Source organism: Luteimonas sp. Soil_C_16, from assembly GCF_057657295.1.
This window is the reverse complement of the sequence record NZ_JBDGIS010000005.1, coordinates 285,322-303,720: the sequence shown is the minus strand read 5'-3', so window position 1 is coordinate 303,720 and position 18,399 is coordinate 285,322. Positions and strand designations below refer to the sequence as shown.

Genomic DNA, 18,399 nt, shown 5'->3' with positions numbered 1-18,399 from the left:
GGGCGACACACGTGTTCGACAACGGAACGACCAGCTCGGCCCGGGCGCTTGCCCGTGGCTTCTTCCTTGCGCTCGGCCTCGTGGCCGGCGCTTCGCTCGTCAGCGAAGCAGGCGCGCAGACGTCCGTGGTCAACACCGCAACGGTGACGACGCCAGCCGGCGTGACCGATCCGACGCCGGGCAACAACACGTCGAGCGCGACGCTCAACGTCTCGCCTGCGGTGCCGGCCTACAGCTTCTGCAGCGCGCCGGGCGGCACGGCCGCCAGCAACGCAGTCTTCAGCATCGTCGGCGGCAACAGCGGCGTGCAGATCTGGCGCTACGAAGCAGGCGCCGCCGCGGACGCTGCAGTCCCCGCACTGGCGCTCCCGTCGGTGAACGGCAACGTCAATGGACTGATGGTCGACCCGGTCAGGGACCGGCTGTTGTTCCATGCGACCAACGGATCGATGCTCTGGGCCTACGACGCCGACAATGGCGGTTGGTACCAGGCGTTGTCGTCCGCGATTCCGATCAGCGACCTGCCGCGTGCCGGCATGGACCGCAATGGTGTGGGCTACCTCGTCGCGGGCACCGGTGCACCCACGGTCTACCGCATCACCGCCAATGCGACCGGCTTCGGCTACTCCGCGCAGAATATCGGCAACCTGCAGTACGACGTCGCGCCGACCAATCTCGGCTCCGGCGACATTGCCTTCGACGCCGCCGGATTCGGCTGGCTGTCGGCCGGTGTGGATCTGTATCGCATCGACTTTTCGCTGCCGGGCAATCCGGTTGCGGTCCGTCAGACGCGGCCCCTGCTCAATGGCCAGCCGTCCTCCACCCAGTGGGCGGGTGTGGCCTTCGGCGACGACGGGCGTCTCTACTTCGCCAACAACTCCTCGCCCAGCCGGTACTTCTCCTACGATCGCGCCACGGGTGAGCTGGCCGATCGCGCGCCCACCGGCGCGAACGGTTCCCGCGACCTGGCGTCCTGCGCGTACCCGGCACCGCTGCAGGCAGATCTCTCCGTCGTGAAGTCGCTGTCGCAGGTCAACGGCGTCGCGCCGACCGCGGCAACGCGTGTGCGCGCCGGTGACCAGCTCAACTATGCGATCACATTCACCAACAACGGTGGCGCGGCCGACACGTTGTTCCCGGGCGAAGTCCGCGAGGCCGTACCCGCGAACACGGTCCACGTGGCCGGCCGGGACGGCTTCACCTGCACCGGCACGAGCTGCAGCAATACCGCTGCGCTCAACGTGCGGGCGGGCGGAACCGCCACACTGAACTTCATCGTCGATGTCGTCTCGCCGCTGCCGGGGTCCGCGACCTCGATCGCCAACACGGTGTCCTTCAATGGTGATGTTCTGGACTGCGCCGCCGCTGGTAACGTCTGCAGCGTGACGACGCCGGTCGGCCCCGCGGTGACGGTCTCCAAGAGCGCCGACACCGCGACCAACACGGCGGTCACCGCCGGCCAGACCCTGACGTACACGCTGACGGCGACGATCGCGAACGCGGCGATCCTGTCCGACGTGGTGCTGACCGACACGCTCGGCGACGGCCTCACCTTCGGCGCCGTGGTCGAGCCCGGCAGCTTCGTCGCAGGCGGCGCGGGCGCCGTGCGCACCTTCACTCTCCCGGCCGGCACCGCGCCGGGCACCTATACCGTGCGCTACACCGCGAACGTCGATGCGGATGCGGCCGTGCGCGTGACGAATTCGGTCACTGCCGCCGGCGGTGACGACCCGAGCGCGCCTTCGCCGGTGCCGCCGGTCTGCACCAGCTGCTCCACGAGCCATCCGCTCGCAGCATCGACGGTGACGATCGTCAAGACCGCCGATCCGGCGTCGGGCACCACGGTCGCCGCCGGCGCCACGTTGACCTACACGCTGTCGGCCACCGTCGCCGACGCAGCGACCACCGAGATCGTGACGCTGACCGACACGCTCGGCGCAGGTCTGAGCTTCGGTGCGGTCACGAGCCCGGGCATCCTGACGTGCACGGGCAGCCTGAGCTGCACGCTGCCGTCGGGTACGGTGCCGGGCACCTATACCGTGAGCTACACCGCGACCGTTGATGCCGACGCGGCCGGTACGCTGCGCAACGCCGTCGTGGCGTCCGTGCCGCCAGGTGGCACGCAGCCGACGCCGGTCTGCACGACCTGCTCGACCGAGCACAACGTGCTGCCGCAGATCACTGCGACCGATGATCCGCTGGGTCCGGTCAACGGTGCAGTCGGCAATCCGAACGCCGGCAATGCGTACGACAACGACACGCTCGGCGGCGCACCGGTCGACCCGGCCGACGTCACCGGTCGCGTGGTGACACCGGCGACGCCGATCAACGGTGGGCCGGTGCCGGTGCTGGATCCTGCGACGGGCGTCGTCAGCGTCCCGCCCGGCACGCCGGCGGGCAGCTACGAGATCGAGTACGAGATCTGCGAAGCCCTGAATCCGGCGAACTGCGCCACGGCCACGATCACTGTGACCGTCGATGCGGCGACCATCGCTGCGACCGATGATCCGCTGGGTCCGGTCAACGGTGCAGTCGGCAATCCGAACGCCGGCAACGCCTACGACAACGACACGCTCGGCGGCGCACCGGTCGACCCGGCCGACATCACCGGTCGCGTGGTGACGCCGGCGACGCCGATCAACGGCGGCCCGGTGCCGGTGCTGGATCCTGTAACGGGCATCGTCAGCGTGCCGGCCGGCACGCCGTCGGGCAGTTACGAGATCGACTACGAGATCTGCGAAGTCCTGAATCCGACCAACTGCGCCACGGCCACGATTACTGTGACCGTCGATGCGGCGACCATCGCAGCGACTGACGATCCGCTGGGTCCGGTCAACGGCGCAGTCGGCAATCCGAACGCCGGCAACGCCTACGACAACGACACGCTCGGCGGCGCACCGGTCGACCCGGCCGACATCACCGGTCGCGTGGTGACACCGGCGACGCCGATCAATGGTGGGCCGGTGCCGGTGCTGGATCCTGTAACGGGCATCGTCAGCGTGCCGGCCGGCACGCCGTCGGGCAGTTACGAGATCGACTACGAGATCTGCGAAGTCCTGAACCCGACGAACTGCGCCACGGCCACGATCACTGTGACTGTCAACACTTCGCCGATTGCTGCGACCGACGATCCGCTGGGTCCGGTCAACGGCGCAGTCGGCAATCCGAACGCCGGCAATGCGTACAACAACGACACGCTCGGTGGCGCACCGGTCGACCCGGCCGACATCACCGGTCGCGTGGTGACACCGGCGACGCCGATCAATGGTGGGCCGGTGCCGGCGCTGGATCCTGTAACGGGCATCGTCAGCGTCCCGCCGGGCACGCCGGCGGGCAGCTACGAGATCGAGTACGAGATCTGCGAAGTCCTGAACCCGACGAACTGCGCCACGGCCACGATCACCGTGACCGTCGACGCGCCGGTGATCACCGCGGTCGACGACAGCTACACCGGCGTCAACGGTGCATCGGGCGATCCTTCGGTCGGCAATGTGCTCGACGGCGACACGCTCAATGGCGTGGCGATCACCGATCCGTCGCTGGTCGACATCACGATCGTCGGCACGCTGCCGCCGCAGCTGACGGTGGATCTCGACACGGGTGTGATCGGTGTGCTGCCGGGTACCCCGGCCGGCGATTACACGTTCGAGTACCAGATCTGCGAAGTGCTCAACCCCACCAACTGCAGCACCGCGACGGTGACAATCACGGTGGAAGCGCCGGTGATCACCGCGGTCGACGACAGCTACACCGGCGTCAACGGTGCATCGGGCGATCCTGGGGTCGGCAATGTACTGGATGGCGACACGCTCAATGGTGTGGCGATCACCGATCCGTTGCTGGTCGACATCACGATCGTCGGCACGCTGCCGCCGCAGCTGACGGTGGATCTCGACACGGGTGTGATCGGTGTGCTGCCGGGTACCCCGGCCGGCGATTACACGTTCGATTACCAGATCTGCGAAGTGCTCAACCCGACCAACTGCAGCACCGCGACCGTGACGATCACGGTGGAAGCGCCTGCGATCGTGGCGATCGACGACACCCTCGGTCCGGTCAACGGCGGCAGCGGCAATCCCAACGTCGGCAACGTGCTCGACGGCGACACGCTCAATGGTCAGCCGGTCACCGATCCGTCGCTGGTCGACATCACGATCGTCGGCACGCTGCCGGGCGGCATCACGGTCGATCCGGTGACGGGCGTCATCGGCGTCGCGCCGGGCACGCCGGCCGGTGACTACACGTTCGAGTACCAGATCTGCGAAGTACTCAACCCGAGCAACTGCAGCACCGCGACGGTGACGATCACGGTCGAGGCGCCTGCGATCGTCGCGATCGACGACAGCATCAGTCCGGTCAACGGCGGCAGCGGCAATCCCAACGTCGGCAACGTGCTCGACGGCGACACGCTCAACGGTCAGCCGGTCACCGATCCGTCGCTGGTGACGATCACCATCGTCGGCACGTTGCCGGGTGGCATCACGGTCGACCTGGTGACGGGCGTCATCGGTGTTGTGCCGGGCACGCCGGCGGGCGACTACACGTTCGAGTACCAGATCTGCGAGGTGCTCAATCCGACCAACTGCAGCACCGCGACGGTGACGGTCACCGTCGTCGCGCCGGACGTGACGGCCGTGGACGATGGTGCGACCACAGACCAGAACACGCCGGTCACCATTCCGGTGCTCGACAACGACACGCTCAATGGCGTGCTTGTCGATCCGGACAACGTGACCATCACCGTGACGCCGCCAGGCAACGGCAGTGTGGTCGTGAATCCGGACGGCAGCATCGTCTACACGCCGGCCCCCGGTTTCGCGGGCGACGACAGCTTCACCTACACGATCTGCGAGACCACCAATCCGGACAACTGCGCCACCGCGACCGTGGTCGTGACCGTACGTCCGAACGTGGTCGAGGCGATCGATGACGATGCGGGCACCGCCGAATCCGGCGTGCCGCTGCAGATCGTCGTCGTCGGCAACGATCGCAGCACCGGTGCGCCGCTGGATCCGAATTCGATCACGGTGATCACGCCGGCCGGTCACGGCAGCGTGGTCTGCGCCAACGGCATCTGCACCTACACGCCGGAGTTCGGCTTCGCAGGCGAGGACCGCTTCACCTACCGCGTCTGCGACACCTCGTTCCCGGTGGCGATCTGCGACACCGCGACGGTGACCATCCGCGTCGAGGGCGTGTCGCCGCTGCGCGTGACCAAGACCGCCGCCGTGCGCGAGGTCAAGATCGGCGATCTGGTGCGCTACACGGTGACGGTCGAGAACATCGGCAATGCCGTGGTCTCGGGCGCCAGCGTGGTCGACACACCGCCGGCGGGCTTCAGCTACGTCGACGGGTCGTTGGCCGCCAGCGATGGCCGTGCGCTGTCGGTGACAGGTGCGCGTCCGATCCGCATCGCCAGCCTTGATCTCGCGCCGGGCGACAGCCTGACGATGAGCTACCTGCTGCGCGTGGGTGCCGGCATCCGCGCCGGTGGTCACGTCAACCAGGTGCAGGCGCAGAGCGCAGGGGGCATCGCGCTGTCCAACGTCGCGACTGCGCAGGTGCAGACCGCGTTCGACCCGCTGCTCGACGACAGCCTGGTGTTCGGCACCGTGTTCGACGATCGCAACGGCGATGGCTGGCAGGCGAGCGCAGCGTTGCGCGATGTGCGCGTGCAGGGCGGTTTCGCGCCGGGTGCCTACATCGCGGGGTCGACGACGATCGATCATGGCGACGGCCCGCAGCCGCTCGCCGACGCCAGCGCGCCGCTGCTGCACGGCGTGGTGCTCGACACGATTGCCGGTCGCCAGTCGGTGGCCGATCCGGTCGAAGCGAACCAGGTCGTGATCCGCCAGCGTCTGCGCAGCGCGGACTTCACCGACGACTTCGTGCTCACCAGCGGCGATGGCGCGACGCTGCGCATGTCGGCCGATGGCAGCACCCGCCTGGAGCGCAGTGGCGACGTGGCGAAGGGGCTGTCGGCTGCCGAGCCGGTGGTGACCCGTCGCGTCTCGCAGGACGGCGAGGGCGTGCTGGTCGAGTACGTGATCGGCAACGCCGGCATCGACGAGCGCGGCATTCCGGGCGTGCGCATCGCGTCGGTCGAAGGTCTGCTGATCGAGACCGACCAGTACGGCCGCTACCACCTGGTCGACGTACCGGGCGGCACCGCCGCGCATGGCCGCAACTTCATCCTCAAGGTCGATCCCGCGACGTTGCCGCCGGGCACCACGTTCACCACGGCCAATCCGCTGGTGCGTCGCGTGACCGCCGGCCTGCCGGTGCGCTTCGACTTCGGCGTGCGTCTGCCGGTGGTGGAGCTGCAGGCACCGGGCGAGACCGTCGAGATGACGCTGGGCGAAGTGATGTTCGATCCCGACAGCAGCGCGCTGCGCGCGGACATGCTGCCGGCGATCGAAGCGATGGCGCGCGAGGTCGACCGCCATGGCGGCGGCAGCATCGTCATCACTGGCGAAGGTGGGCAGGAAGCGCTCGCGTTCGCGCGTGCGGCCTCGGTGCGCGATGCGCTGCAGGGCAAGGTGTCGCACGCGGCCGCGCAGGCGCTGCAGGTCGAACTGCGCACGCGGGTCGAAGATCCGCACGCCCTGGTGGCCGGTGTCGGCAACGGCGACGTGCTGCTCGGCACGGTGCTGTTCGATACCGACCGCGCGACGATCCGGCCCGAATTCGCGGCACTGCTCGATGCCGTGGCCGCGCGTCTGGAGACCCTGGGCGGCGGCGTGGTCGGCATCGTCGGCCACACCGACGTGCGCGGCGCGCATGCCTACAACGTCGATCTGGGCCTGCGCCGCGCGCGTGCGGTCTACGACGCGCTCGCAGGGCGCCTGAGTCCGGAGGTGCGTGCGAATACACGGGTCGAGGCCACGCGCGATCCGGCTGCACCGGTCGGGGAGGTGCGCAAGTGAACGGGAACCGCAACATGAAGATGAAACTGCTCGACGCCACCCTGCTGGGCATTCTGGCCAGCATGGCGTCGGCAGCCGCGACGGCGCAGGACGCTGTCGCGACGGACGCGGCTAACGCAGCGCCGACCGGTACCGCGATCGACTGCGACGACTCGGGTTGCCGCGACGGCGATGCGACGCTGTTCCAGCTGCGCACGCGCAGCTTCGACCAGCCGGTGACCACGGGCACGTCCCCGCGCTCGTCGTCGGCCGCGTTGCAGCCCGATCGCCGCGTCAGCGTGGCGCTGGAGCAGCCGGGACGCGCGACCACGCTCGGTCGCTTCTCGGTGCAGCTGCCCGGCGGTGGCGCGATCTGGGCGACCGAAGATCCCGATCTCGGCCAGCCCGAGCTGTCGGTGTCCGGCCCGTCGCTGACGCCGTTCGAAGCCGGCCGCATCACGCGTCCAGTGCGCTTCTACGCGCGCAGCAACTACGTCGACTTCATCGATCGCCTCGAGCTCACGCTGTATCGCGCCAGCGATGCCGATCTGATCGAGCCGATCGCGCAGTTCGACCTGCCGCACGCGGCCGTCGCCGATGCCGAGTGGGACGGCACGTTGCCCGCCGGTCGCCAGTTCCGTCCCGGTGACGAGCTGGTCTACGTGCTGCGTGCCTACGACGCGCAGGGCCACTTCGACGAGACGTACACGCATCGCCTGCAGCTGGTCACGCCGGCCGAGGCCGATCGCGGCGACCAGATGCTGCGCACCGGCACCGAGCGTGCACTCGGCACCGCGCTGACCGCCGACCAGGCGGCCACGCAGTCGCTGGTCGATGCCGTGTTCTCCGGCAACGGCCTGCGTCAGCAGAACATTCCGGTGTACGGCTCGCGCGTGCGCATCCAGGGTCGCAACCTGGCCGACGGCCAGACGCTGCTGATCAACGGCGACAGCTACCCGGTCGATCTGGAACGCAAGTTCGTCGCCGAATACCTGATGCCCGTCGGCCAGCACCGGTTCGACATCGGCCTGAAGAACCGCAACGGCGACACCGCGCACCACGCGCTGGATGTCGACGTCAGTGGCCGCTATTTCTTCGGCGTCGGCATCGCCGATGTCACCGTGTTCCAGAACAAGGCCAGCGGTCCCGGCCGCGAACTGGCGCTTGCCGGCCGCGAAGACGACATCCTCAGCGATGGCCGCCTGGCGTTCTACGGCAAGGGCAAGATCGGTGGCAAGTACCTGATCACCGCGCAGGCCGACACGCAGAACCGGCCGCTCAGTGATCTGTTCGACGGCTTCACCGCTGCCGATCCGCAGGACATCTTCCGCCGCGTCGATCCGGACCTGTACTACCCGAGCTACGGCGACGATTCCACGACGTATCGCGACGTCGACACCATGGGCCGCTTCTACGTGCGCATGGACTGGGACAAGAACCAGGCGCTGTGGGGCAACTTTTCGACCGGCTTCACCGGCACCGAGTACGGCCAGTACCAGCGTGCGCTCTACGGCGCGGCGCTGGCGTGGCGTTCGCGCGCGGCCAACGTCTGGGGCGACCCGGTAAGCGAACTGCGTGCGTTCGGCTCCGAAGCGCAGACCGCGCCGGGCCACAGCGAATTCGTCGGCACCGGCGGCAGCCTGTACTACCTGCGCCACACCGACGTGCTGCCGGGGTCGGAGCAGGTGGTGGTGGAAACGCGCGACCCGACGACGGGCCGCGTCGAAGTCCGCAGCGTGCTGCTGCGCGGCGCCGACTACGAGATCGACGAGCTGCAGGGCCGCATCATCCTGACGCGTCCGTTGATGCCGGTGTCGCGCGACAACGTGCCCACGATCACCCGTGACGCACCGCTCGACGGCTTCGAACAGCGCCTGATCGTCGACTACGAATGGGTGCCTGCGGGCTTCGATCCCGACGAGATCGCCGCGGGCGTGCGCGCCAAGCAGTGGTTCGGTGATCACGTCGGCCTCGGCGCGACCTGGGTCGACGAGAACCGCGCCGGCGAGGACTACACGCTGATGTCGGCCGACCTGACCTTGCAGGCCGGCAAGGGCACCTACCTCAAGCTCGAGCACAGCCGCACCGAGTCCACCGGCGCGCCGGTGTTCTTCTCCGACAACGGCGGTTTCACCTTCACCCAGCTCAACCCGGTCGGTCCGCGCGAAGGCGAGGCGAGTGCGGTCGAACTGCGCGCGAACTTCCGCGAGCTCGGCTGGACCGCGCAGGACTGGAGCACGGGCGCCTGGTGGCGCCGCGTCGATGCCGGCTTCTCGGTCGCACGTTTCGACACCGGCGCCGACATCGAGGAATACGGCGCCGAAGTGCTGGGCGAGTTCACGTCCGACATCGGCTTCTACGCGCGCTACAGCCGCGCCGAGCGTGGCGTCGATGCGCTGGTGCAGGCGCAGGCGACGACCGAATGGCGTTTCTCCGACGTCTCCGCGCTCGCCGCCGAACTGCGTCGCGTGCAGGAAGAGCGCGCAGCAACGGCCGACATCGCCGGCACGCTCGGCGCGTTGCGCTACACGCATCGCTTCGGCACGTCGCTCGACGTCTACGGTGTCGCGCAGCTGACGCTCGACGATGACGACGGTCGTTACGCGGACAACGATGCATTCACGCTCGGCGGCCGCTACAACTTCGCCAACCTCTCGACGCTGGGCGGCGAAGTCACGACCGGCGATCGTGGCGACGCGGCGCAGGTCAACGGCGAGTACCGGCTGTCGCCGCAGCACGCGCTGTACGGCGCCTACACCTACTCGACGGACACCACCGAGTACGACCCGCTGTTCAACCCGACCCGCCAGAACGGCTGGACGCTCGGCCAGCGCTGGCGCCTGTCGAACCAGGTCAACATCTTCAACGAGAGCCAGTTCCTCAAGACCCGGCAGGAGTCGGGCCTGGCGCACACCTACGGCATGGATTTCTATCCGGGCGTGGGCTGGAACCTCGGCTTCACGCTGTCGGACGGAGAGTTGACGACGCGCGATGGCGGCCAGGTCGACCGGCGCGCGATCAGCGTCTCGGGTGGTCGCACGTCCAACGTCACCGACTGGCAGAGCAAGATCGAGTGGCGCGAGGACACCGGCGCGGAACGCCGTACGCAGTGGATCACCACCAACCGCGTGCAGCACCGCCTCAACGAAAGCTGGCGCGTCGCCGCGCGCTTCAACTACGCCGACACCCAGGACGATCTCGATCCGCGCGCCAGCGCGAAGTTCATCGAGAGCAACCTCGGCTTCGCGTATCGCCCGTGGGACGGATCGCGCTGGGGCCTGTTCGGCCGCTACACGTATCTGTACGACCTGGCGACGCTGGGCCAGTTGGGCGGCGCGGATTACGACCAGAAGTCGCAGGTGCTCTCGCTCGAAGGCGTGTACCGCATCGACGACCGCTGGGAAGTCGCCGGCAAGCTCGCACGCCGCGAAGGCGAAGCGCGCTACGGCCGCGGCACCGGTGCGTGGTTCGACTCGGCGACGACCTTCGCCGCCAGCCAGCTGCGCTACGAACTGCTGCACAAGTGGCACGCGCTGGCCGAGTACCGCTGGCTCGACGTCGACGATGGCGGTACGCGCCAGGGCTGGATGGCCGGCGTGGACCGCGACATCGGCCGCAACTTCCGCGTGGGCGTGGGTTACAACTTCACCGATTTCAGTGACGACCTCACCGATCTCGACTACGACCACCGCGGGTTCTACATCAACTTCGTCGGCAGCTACTGATATGCGTAATGCTCGTCTGTTTTCCCGAAACTTCTGGCGCCGCGCCGCAAACGGCTTTGCACTGGCGACCGTGCTGGCGCCGATTGCGCTGATGTGGCCGGCGTCGGCCTTCGCGGCTGCCTACGCCACCGGCGGCACGAGCCCGTACAGGCAGCAGGTCCTGTGGCTGACCTGGGGCGGCGGCACCAACGGCACGAACGGCGTCGCGGTCGGCGACGGCGCGACCAGCACGGCAACGGTCGAGGTCACGCCGGGCCAGAACCTGGTGCTGACGTGTGCATTGGCGAATGCGGGCGCCGCCGGCAGTAGCGGTCTGGAGTCCTACCGTCCGGGCAACTACGGTGGCGATGCGCTCGATGACCTCTACAACATCGGCGGCACCGGCACCGCCAACCAGCTGATCAGTGGCATCATGACGCGGGCCTCGACCCGGAGCTTCCGGGTGAGCTGCACCTCCACCATCGGTGGCCAGCCGTTCCGCGTACCGGGTCTGGTCATGGCGGACGCCGAGTCGATGAACACCGGCGGCACGATCGAAACGCCCGCCGAGATCCTGCAGGCAAGCGCGCTGGGCACGTGGAACGTGGTCGAGATGAATCGCGTTGCCGGACGGACGTATTACGCCCGCAAGACCGCCGGCGCCGGTGGTCTGGAGACGATCCGCTTCGGTCCGGGCGGCGAGGGCGGCGGTACCAGTCCGGCGGCAGTGACGTTCCTCAGCTTCGGCAGCAACGCCTACAGCGGCGGAAACTTCCAGGTGGGCGTGGACTTCCAGATCCGCGGTGGCGGCAACACGGCTATCGCGATCGGCATGCTCGTGCCTTACGCGGACTTTGGCGACGCGCCGACGAGCTACGGCGCCGCGTCCCATCTGATCCAGACGCTGGACGTCACCCCCGATGGACTGCCGGCCAACGGCGTCTCCGTCGACATCAACGCGGCCAGCTTCCAGCTCGGCAGGCTCGCGACCAACCAGAACTTCTTCATCGGCTCGCAGGGCCCGGATGCCGAGAGCACGTCCGCCCACAGCCCCGATGCGCGCGGCGACGACAGCGCCGGCATTGCGGGACCCAACGAGGAAGACGGCCTCCCGGCCAATACGGTGATCTTCCAGCACCAGATCGGCGAGGTGTTCACCCGGAACATCGCCTGTCGCGGCAATGGCACGCTCGCCGGCTGGATCGACTTCAATCGCAATGGCACCTTCGACGCTGCCGAACGTGCGCAGGGCGTGTGCAACGGCACAAGCGCGCCCTTGTCGTGGACGATCCCGACGAACCTGTCGGTCGGTCGCACGTTCGCCCGACTTCGCTACGCCTCCGACCCGGCCGAGATTGCGCTGCCGACGGGCACGGCCCGGGATGGCGAGGTCGAGGATCACGCGATTGAAGTCCAGATCCGTGCCGACGTCTTCGTGACGAAGGCCGTGTCGCCTGGAACGGTCCGGAACGGTGGCGAAGCGACGTACACGCTGACTGTCGGCAACAACGGCGAGAGCTCGGTCAGCGGCACCCTTCTGCGCGATCCGCCGGTCACCGGGCTCGATTGCAGCGCGGCGGTGCCGACGTGCACCGCGACCGCGGGCGCTGTGTGCCCGACCGATTTGTCGATCGGCGCGTTGCAGGGCACCGGCATGGTCATTTCGACATTGCCGCTCGGCGGCGAAGTCCGGGTTGCGCTCACCTGCCGCGTTACCGCGAGCGGCGTCGCGCCGTAACGCGGCAACTGCTGGCCGCGGCTCAATCCGCGTCCAGCACCGTTTCCAGTACGGCATCGCCGTAGCGTTCCAGCTTGCCGGCACCGACGCCGCCGATGCCGCCGAGCTGGCCGTGGCTGATCGGACGCAGGCGTGCGATCTCGCGCAACGTGGCGTCGTGGAAGATCACGTAGGCGGGGACATTCTGCTCGCGTGCCAGACGCCCGCGCAATGCACGCAGCGATTCGAACAGGGGGCGGTCGGCCGGCGCGAGGTCGATGTCGGCGCCGGTCGCGGCGCGTGTGGTCCGTGCGCGCTCCTTCGTGTTCGTCGGCTTGCGCAGCATCACCTGCGTCTCGCCCTTGAGCACGCCGCGGCTGGCCTCGGTCAGGCGCAGGCCGCCGTAGCCTTCGGCGTCGACGTCGAGCAGGCCCTGTGCGACGAGCTGGCGCAGCACGCTCTTCCACACGCGCGCATCGACATCGGTGCCGACGCCGTAGGTGCTGAGCTGGTCGTGGCCGAACTGGCGGATGCGTTCGCTCTCGCTGCCGCGCAGGATGTCGATGATGTGCGCAGCGCCGAACCGCTGGCCGCTGCGATACACGCAACTGAGCGCTTTCTGCGCAGGTACGGTGGCATCCCACGCGGCCGGCGGGTCGAGGCAGTTGTCGCAGTTGCCGCAGGGCTGGCCTGTGCCCTTGGCCGCGTAGTCCTCGCCGAAGTTCGCCAGCAGCACCTGACGGCGGCAGCGCATCGTTTCGCAATAGCCGACCAGCGCGTCGAGCTTGCGGTGTTCGAGCCGCTTGCGTTCGTCGCCCGATTCCGACTGTTCGATCATCTGCCGCAGCAGCACCAGATCGCCGAGGCCGTAGCACATCCACGCATCGGCGGGCTCGCCGTCGCGGCCGCCGCGGCCGGTTTCCTGGTAGTAGCCCTCGATGGATTTCGGTAGGTCGGTATGGGCGACGAAGCGCACGTCGGGCTTGTCGATGCCCATGCCGAACGCGATCGTCGCCACGACCACAACGCCATCACTGCGCAGGAAGCGGCGCTGGTTCGCCGCGCGCAGTTCCGCATCCATGCCGGCGTGGTACGGAATCGCATCGATGCCCTGGCCGGCGAGATACTCGGCCGTCTCTTCGACCTTGCGCCGCGACAGGCAGTAGACGATGCCGGCTTCGCCGCGATGCGACTGCACGAAATCGAGCAGCTGGCGCTTGGCGTTCTCCTTCTGCACCACCGTGTAGCGGATGTTGGGCCGGTCGAAAGAACTGACGAAGCGGCGCGCGTCCTCCAGTTGCAGGCGCTCGGCGATCTCGCGCTGGGTCGGCGGATCGGCGGTCGCGGTCAGCGCGATGCGCGGCACGTCCGGCCAGCGCTCGTGCAGGATCGTCAGCTCGCGATACTCGCGGCGGAAATCGTGGCCCCATTGCGACACGCAATGCGCTTCGTCGATCGCGAACAGTGCCAGCGGCGCGCGGTCGAGCAGCGACAGGAAGCGTGGGGTGAGCAGGCGCTCGGGCGCGACGTAGAGCAGGTCGAGTTCGCCGGCCAGCAGCTCCCGCTCCACGCGTTGCGCGGTCTCGCCATCGAGCGTGGAGTTGAGATACGCCGCGCGCACGCCCGACTGCAGCAGCGCATCCACCTGGTCCTGCATCAGCGCGATCAGCGGCGACACCACGATCGCCACGCCGTCGCGCAGCAGCGCCGGCACCTGGTAGCACATGGACTTGCCGCCGCCGGTGGGCATCAGCACCAGGGCGTCATGGCCGGCGGCCACGTGGGCGACGATCGCGGACTGTTCGCCGCGGAACGCGGCATGGCCGAACACGCGCTGCAGAACATCGAGCGCGCCGGCGTCGGGAGACGAAGACATCGCACAAGGATACCGGCTGCGGCCGGCGCCCTGGCATCGCCGAAGCGCGCATCGAAGCGTCGTCCGGACGGCGTTTGTTAAGCTGACCGGTCTTCCCGCAGGACGACCGCATGACCTCGACGCCCGGATCCGGCGGCATGCCGCTTCACACCAAGATGCTGATCGGCTTCCTCGTCGGCGCGATCGCCGGCCTGGCGATCAATCTGCTGACCGGCCATCTGACCGTCGACGGCGTCCCGCCTGCGTTCTCCGGATGGGTCGAAGGCCTGATCCGCTACGTCACCGAACCGATCGGCCAGTTGTTCCTGCGTCTGCTGTTCATGCTGGTCGTGCCGCTGGTGTTCTCGGCGCTGATCCTGGGCGTGGTGGAGATCGGCGATCCCCGCGCGCTCGGCCGTCTCGGCGGCAAGACGCTGGTGTGGGTGTTCGGTACCACGTTCATCGCGGTGATCATCGGTCTGGTGGTGGTGTCGATCATCCAGCCCGGCGCGGGCATCGACCCCGCGCTGCGCGACGCGATGCTGTCGGATTCCGTCGCCGCGGGCGCCACGATCGCCGAGCCCGCCTCGATCGGCCTCGTCGACATGCTGCTCAACATGGTGCCGCGCAATCCGATCGCCGCCGCCGCCGCGACCGATCTGATCGCGGTGATGGTGTTCGCGCTGCTGTTCGGCATCGCCGCCACCGTGGTCAATTCGCCGGGCACGCGCAGCTTCGTCGGCGCTGTGCAGGGCATCTACGACATCAGCCTGAAGCTGATCGACTGGGTGATCCGGCTGGCGCCCTACGCCGTGGCCGCGCTGCTGTTCACGCTGACCGCGCGCATGGGTCTGGGGCTGATGGTGCAGCTGGGCTGGTTCGTGCTGACCGCGGTGCTGGCGCTGGCGCTGCACTTCTTCGGCACCTTCTCGCTGCTGATCGCGGTACTCGCCCGGCGCTCGCCGCTCGATGTGTTCAGGAAATCGCAGCCGGCGCTGCTGACCGCGTTTTCCACCTCGTCCAGCGCGGCCACGCTGCCGACCTCGCTGAAGACCGCGGAGGAAAACCTCGGCGTGCCGCGACGCGTGGCGCGCTTCGTCTGCACGCTCGGTGCCACCGTCAACATGAACGGCACGGCGCTCTACGAGGGCGTGACCGTGCTGTTCCTCGCCCAGCTGTTCGGCGTCGAGCTCACGCTGCTGCAGCAGGCGATGATCCTGGTGATGTGCATCATGGGCGGCATCGGCGCGGCCAGCGTGCCGGGCGGCTCGCTGCCGGTGATCGCGACGATCCTGGTGATGTTCGGCATTCCGCCCGAGGGCATCGGCATCATCCTCGGCGTCGACCGCTTCCTCGACATGTGCCGCACGACGGTCAACATCGGCGGCGACATGGTCGGCTCGGTGGTCATCGGCCGCGGCGAAGCGGACGAGGACGACGACGCCGAACCGGTGACCGACCAAGCGCTGCCGCGCCCCGCCTGAGGCCGCATCACGCCGCTGCCGGGACATCACCCGGGCAGCGGCGCGGCGCTCGTGGGACAATTGGCGGCTCCCGCCCGCTGCCGCCCGTCTCCGAGCCCATGACCACGTCGACCCGTCGCGAACTCGCCAACGCCATCCGTTTCCTCGCCATCGACGCCGTCGATGCCGCCAAGTCCGGACATCCCGGCATGCCGATGGGCATGGCCGACATCGCCGAAGTGCTGTGGAACGACCACCTCAGCCACAATCCGGCGAATCCGCAGTGGTTCAACCGCGACCGCTTCGTGCTGTCGAACGGCCACGGCTCGATGCTGCATTACGCGCTGCTGCACCTGTCGGGTTACGACCTGCCGCTGGAAGAGCTGAAGAACTTCCGCCAGCTGCACAGCAAGACCGCCGGTCACCCGGAGCGCCACGAGACGCCCGGCGTCGAGACCACCACCGGTCCACTGGGCCAGGGCTTCGCGAACGCCGTCGGCTTCGCACTCGCCGAGCGCCTGCTCGCGCAGCGTTTCAACCGTCCCGAGTTCGCCGTCGTCGACCATCGCACCTGGGTGTTCATGGGCGACGGCTGCCTGATGGAAGGCATTTCGCACGAGGCCGCCTCGCTCGCCGGCACGCTGGGCCTGGGCAAGCTGGTCGCGTTCTGGGACGACAACCGCATCTCGATCGACGGCAACACCGAAGGCTGGTTCACCGACGATACCCCGGCGCGTTTCGAGGCCTACGGCTGGCGCGTGATCCGCGACGTCGACGGCCACGACGCCGAGGCGATCTCGCGTGCGATCGAAGCCGCCACCGCCGAAGACGACAAGCCGGTGCTGGTGTGCTGCCGCACGACGATCGGCTTCGGCTCGCCCAACCGCGCCGGCAAGGAGTCCTCGCACGGCGCGCCGCTGGGCCAGGACGAGTCCGACGCCACGCGCGCCGCGCTCGGCTGGAACCACGGTCCGTTCGAGGTGCCGCAGGCGCTGCGCGACGGCTGGCGCGCGGTCGAAGCCGGCCAGGTGCGCGAGTCGGAGTGGAACCAGCAGTTCGACGCCTACCAGGCCAAGTACCCCGAGCTCGCCGCCGAACTCGTGCGCCGCTCGCACGGCGACCTGCCGGACGGCTTCGTCGAAGCGGCCGATGCCTTCATCGCCAAGCTGCAGAGCGGCGGCCCGACGATCGCCTCGCGCAAGGCCTCGCAGATGGCGATCGAAGCGTTCGCGCCGCTGCTGCCGGAAATCATCGGCGGCTCGGCCGACCTCGCGCATTCCAACCTGACCCTGTGGAAGGGCAGCACGTCCGCGGCCAGCACCGATGCCAACGCGAACTACGTCTATTACGGTGTGCGCGAGTTCGGCATGAGCGCGATCGCGAACGGCCTGGCGCTGCACGGCGGTTTCATTCCGTTCGACGCGACGTTCCTGGTCTTCAGCGACTACGCCCGCAACGCCGTGCGCATGAGCGCGCTGATCCCCGCGCACGCGATCCACGTCTACACGCACGATTCGATCGGTCTGGGCGAAGACGGCCCGACCCATCAGCCGGTCGAGCATCTCGCGAGCCTGCGCTACATCCCGAACAACGACGTGTGGCGCCCGTGCGACGCGGTCGAATCGGCGGTGGCATGGAAGTCGGCGATCACCCGTCAGGACGGCCCGAGCTGCCTGATCTTCTCGCGCCAGAACCTGCCCCACCAGGCGCGCGACGCCGCGCAGGTCGCCGACATCGCGCGCGGCGGCTACGTGCTGAAGGATTCGGTCGGCACGCCGGAGATCATCCTGATCGCGACCGGTTCGGAGATCGGTCTGGCGACCCAGGCGGCCGAACAGCTCGGCGACACGGTGCGCGTGGTGTCGATGCCCTCGACCGACGTGTTCGATCGTCAGGACGCGGCGTACCGCGAATCCGTGCTGCCCAACGCCGTGCGCAAGCGCGTCGCGATCGAAGCCGGCGTCACCGCCTTCTGGCGCGCCTACGTGGGTCTCGACGGCGCCGTGATCGGCATCGACACCTTCGGCGCCTCGGCGCCGGCCGACAAGCTGTTCCAGCACTTTGGCATCACGGTCCAGAAGATCGTCGAGGCGGCGAAGGCGCTTTGATCGGTCGCTGCGATCTGCAGCAGTGAACGAAAAAGCCCGCGCAAGCGGGCTTTTTTCTGGCCCCTCTCCCTCTGGGGTGAGGCGGCACGCTTGCGAGCCACTGGCTCGCGTGTCGACGAACGCCCTCGCGCCAGCGCGAGGGCCGGGGCGCGGAGCGGGGGTTGGGGTGAGGGCTGACGCTCGCGAAGTTCGATCAGCGCGCGGTTCTGCGGCTACAAACGTCGCTGCGCCCCATCCACGAATCAGGAGCGGCGCTTTCCTGCGGCTCACGATTCGCCCTCTGCAAGCAGGGGAGGGCTTCAGATACCGCCCACCGGCGTGTCGTGCTTGCTCCCACCCCGGCAGTGCGGCGAATCCGGCACCTGCACTTCCGCGGCCCATTCGTCAGGCGTGAATGTGTGCAGCGCCAGTGCGTGGATCTGCTGCATCTGCGGGCCGAGCGCGCGATACACCGCCTGGTGCCGCTGCAACGCACGCTTGCCGTCGAACGTCACGCTGACCACGACCGCCTTGTAATGCGTTTCCAGCCCGCGACTGTGCATGTGGCTTTCGTCCTCGACATCGAGGTGGGTGGGCTGCAGCGCGGCGAGGGCGTCGCGGAGCTGGTCGGCGCGGGTGGTCATGGTCGGGTCCTGCACGGGTATCGT

Annotated in this window: 7 protein-coding genes; 5 read left to right on the top strand and 2 right to left on the bottom strand. The window is 68.5% G+C overall.

The window, feature by feature from the left end; genetic code table 11:
• Positions 1 to 11 precede the first annotated feature (11 nt).
• The 3 genes from AC3A5T_RS11900 to AC3A5T_RS11890 all read left to right on the top strand — a co-directional run bounded on the left by AC3A5T_RS11900 (position 12) and on the right by AC3A5T_RS11890 (position 12,347).
• On the top strand, positions 12 to 6,926 hold the full coding sequence (locus tag AC3A5T_RS11900) for an Ig-like domain-containing protein (RefSeq protein ID WP_487628750.1): 6,915 nt from the start codon (positions 12 to 14) through the stop codon (positions 6,924 to 6,926).
• Positions 6,927 to 6,940: 14 nt separating this feature from the next.
• Positions 6,941 to 10,630: an outer membrane protein gene (locus AC3A5T_RS11895; RefSeq protein WP_487628749.1), complete on the top strand. Its 3,690-nt coding sequence runs from the start codon at positions 6,941 to 6,943 to the stop codon at positions 10,628 to 10,630.
• A gap of 70 nt (positions 10,631 to 10,700) precedes the next feature.
• The gene (locus AC3A5T_RS11890) at positions 10,701 to 12,347 is read left to right on the top strand and encodes a CshA/CshB family fibrillar adhesin-related protein (protein WP_487628748.1); all 1,647 of its coding nucleotides are present in this window, start codon (positions 10,701 to 10,703) and stop codon (positions 12,345 to 12,347) included.
• A 22-nt stretch (positions 12,348 to 12,369) separates the two neighbouring features.
• On the opposite strand, the gene recQ is transcribed toward AC3A5T_RS11890, so the two are convergent.
• Complete coding sequence (gene recQ / locus AC3A5T_RS11885) at positions 12,370 to 14,202, bottom strand: DNA helicase RecQ (protein WP_487628747.1); 1,833 nt, start codon at positions 14,200 to 14,202, stop codon at positions 12,370 to 12,372.
• Between the two features lie 137 nt (positions 14,203 to 14,339).
• Here recQ and AC3A5T_RS11880 point away from each other — a divergent pair, with 137 nt between their 5' ends.
• Positions 14,340 to 15,665 (top strand): dicarboxylate/amino acid:cation symporter, encoded by a 1,326-nt coding sequence (locus AC3A5T_RS11880; protein WP_487628746.1) that lies wholly within the window; start codon positions 14,340 to 14,342, stop codon positions 15,663 to 15,665.
• 98 nt (positions 15,666 to 15,763) lie between these two features.
• Positions 15,764 to 17,752, top strand: a complete 1,989-nt coding sequence (gene tkt / locus AC3A5T_RS11875) for a transketolase (protein WP_487628745.1) — start codon at positions 15,764 to 15,766, stop codon at positions 17,750 to 17,752.
• Positions 17,753 to 18,051: 299 nt separating this feature from the next.
• Here tkt and AC3A5T_RS11870 read toward each other — a convergent pair whose 3' ends face one another.
• The gene (locus AC3A5T_RS11870) at positions 18,052 to 18,375 is read right to left on the bottom strand and encodes a BolA family protein (RefSeq protein ID WP_487628744.1); all 324 of its coding nucleotides are present in this window, start codon (positions 18,373 to 18,375) and stop codon (positions 18,052 to 18,054) included.
• Positions 18,376 to 18,399 lie beyond the last annotated feature (24 nt).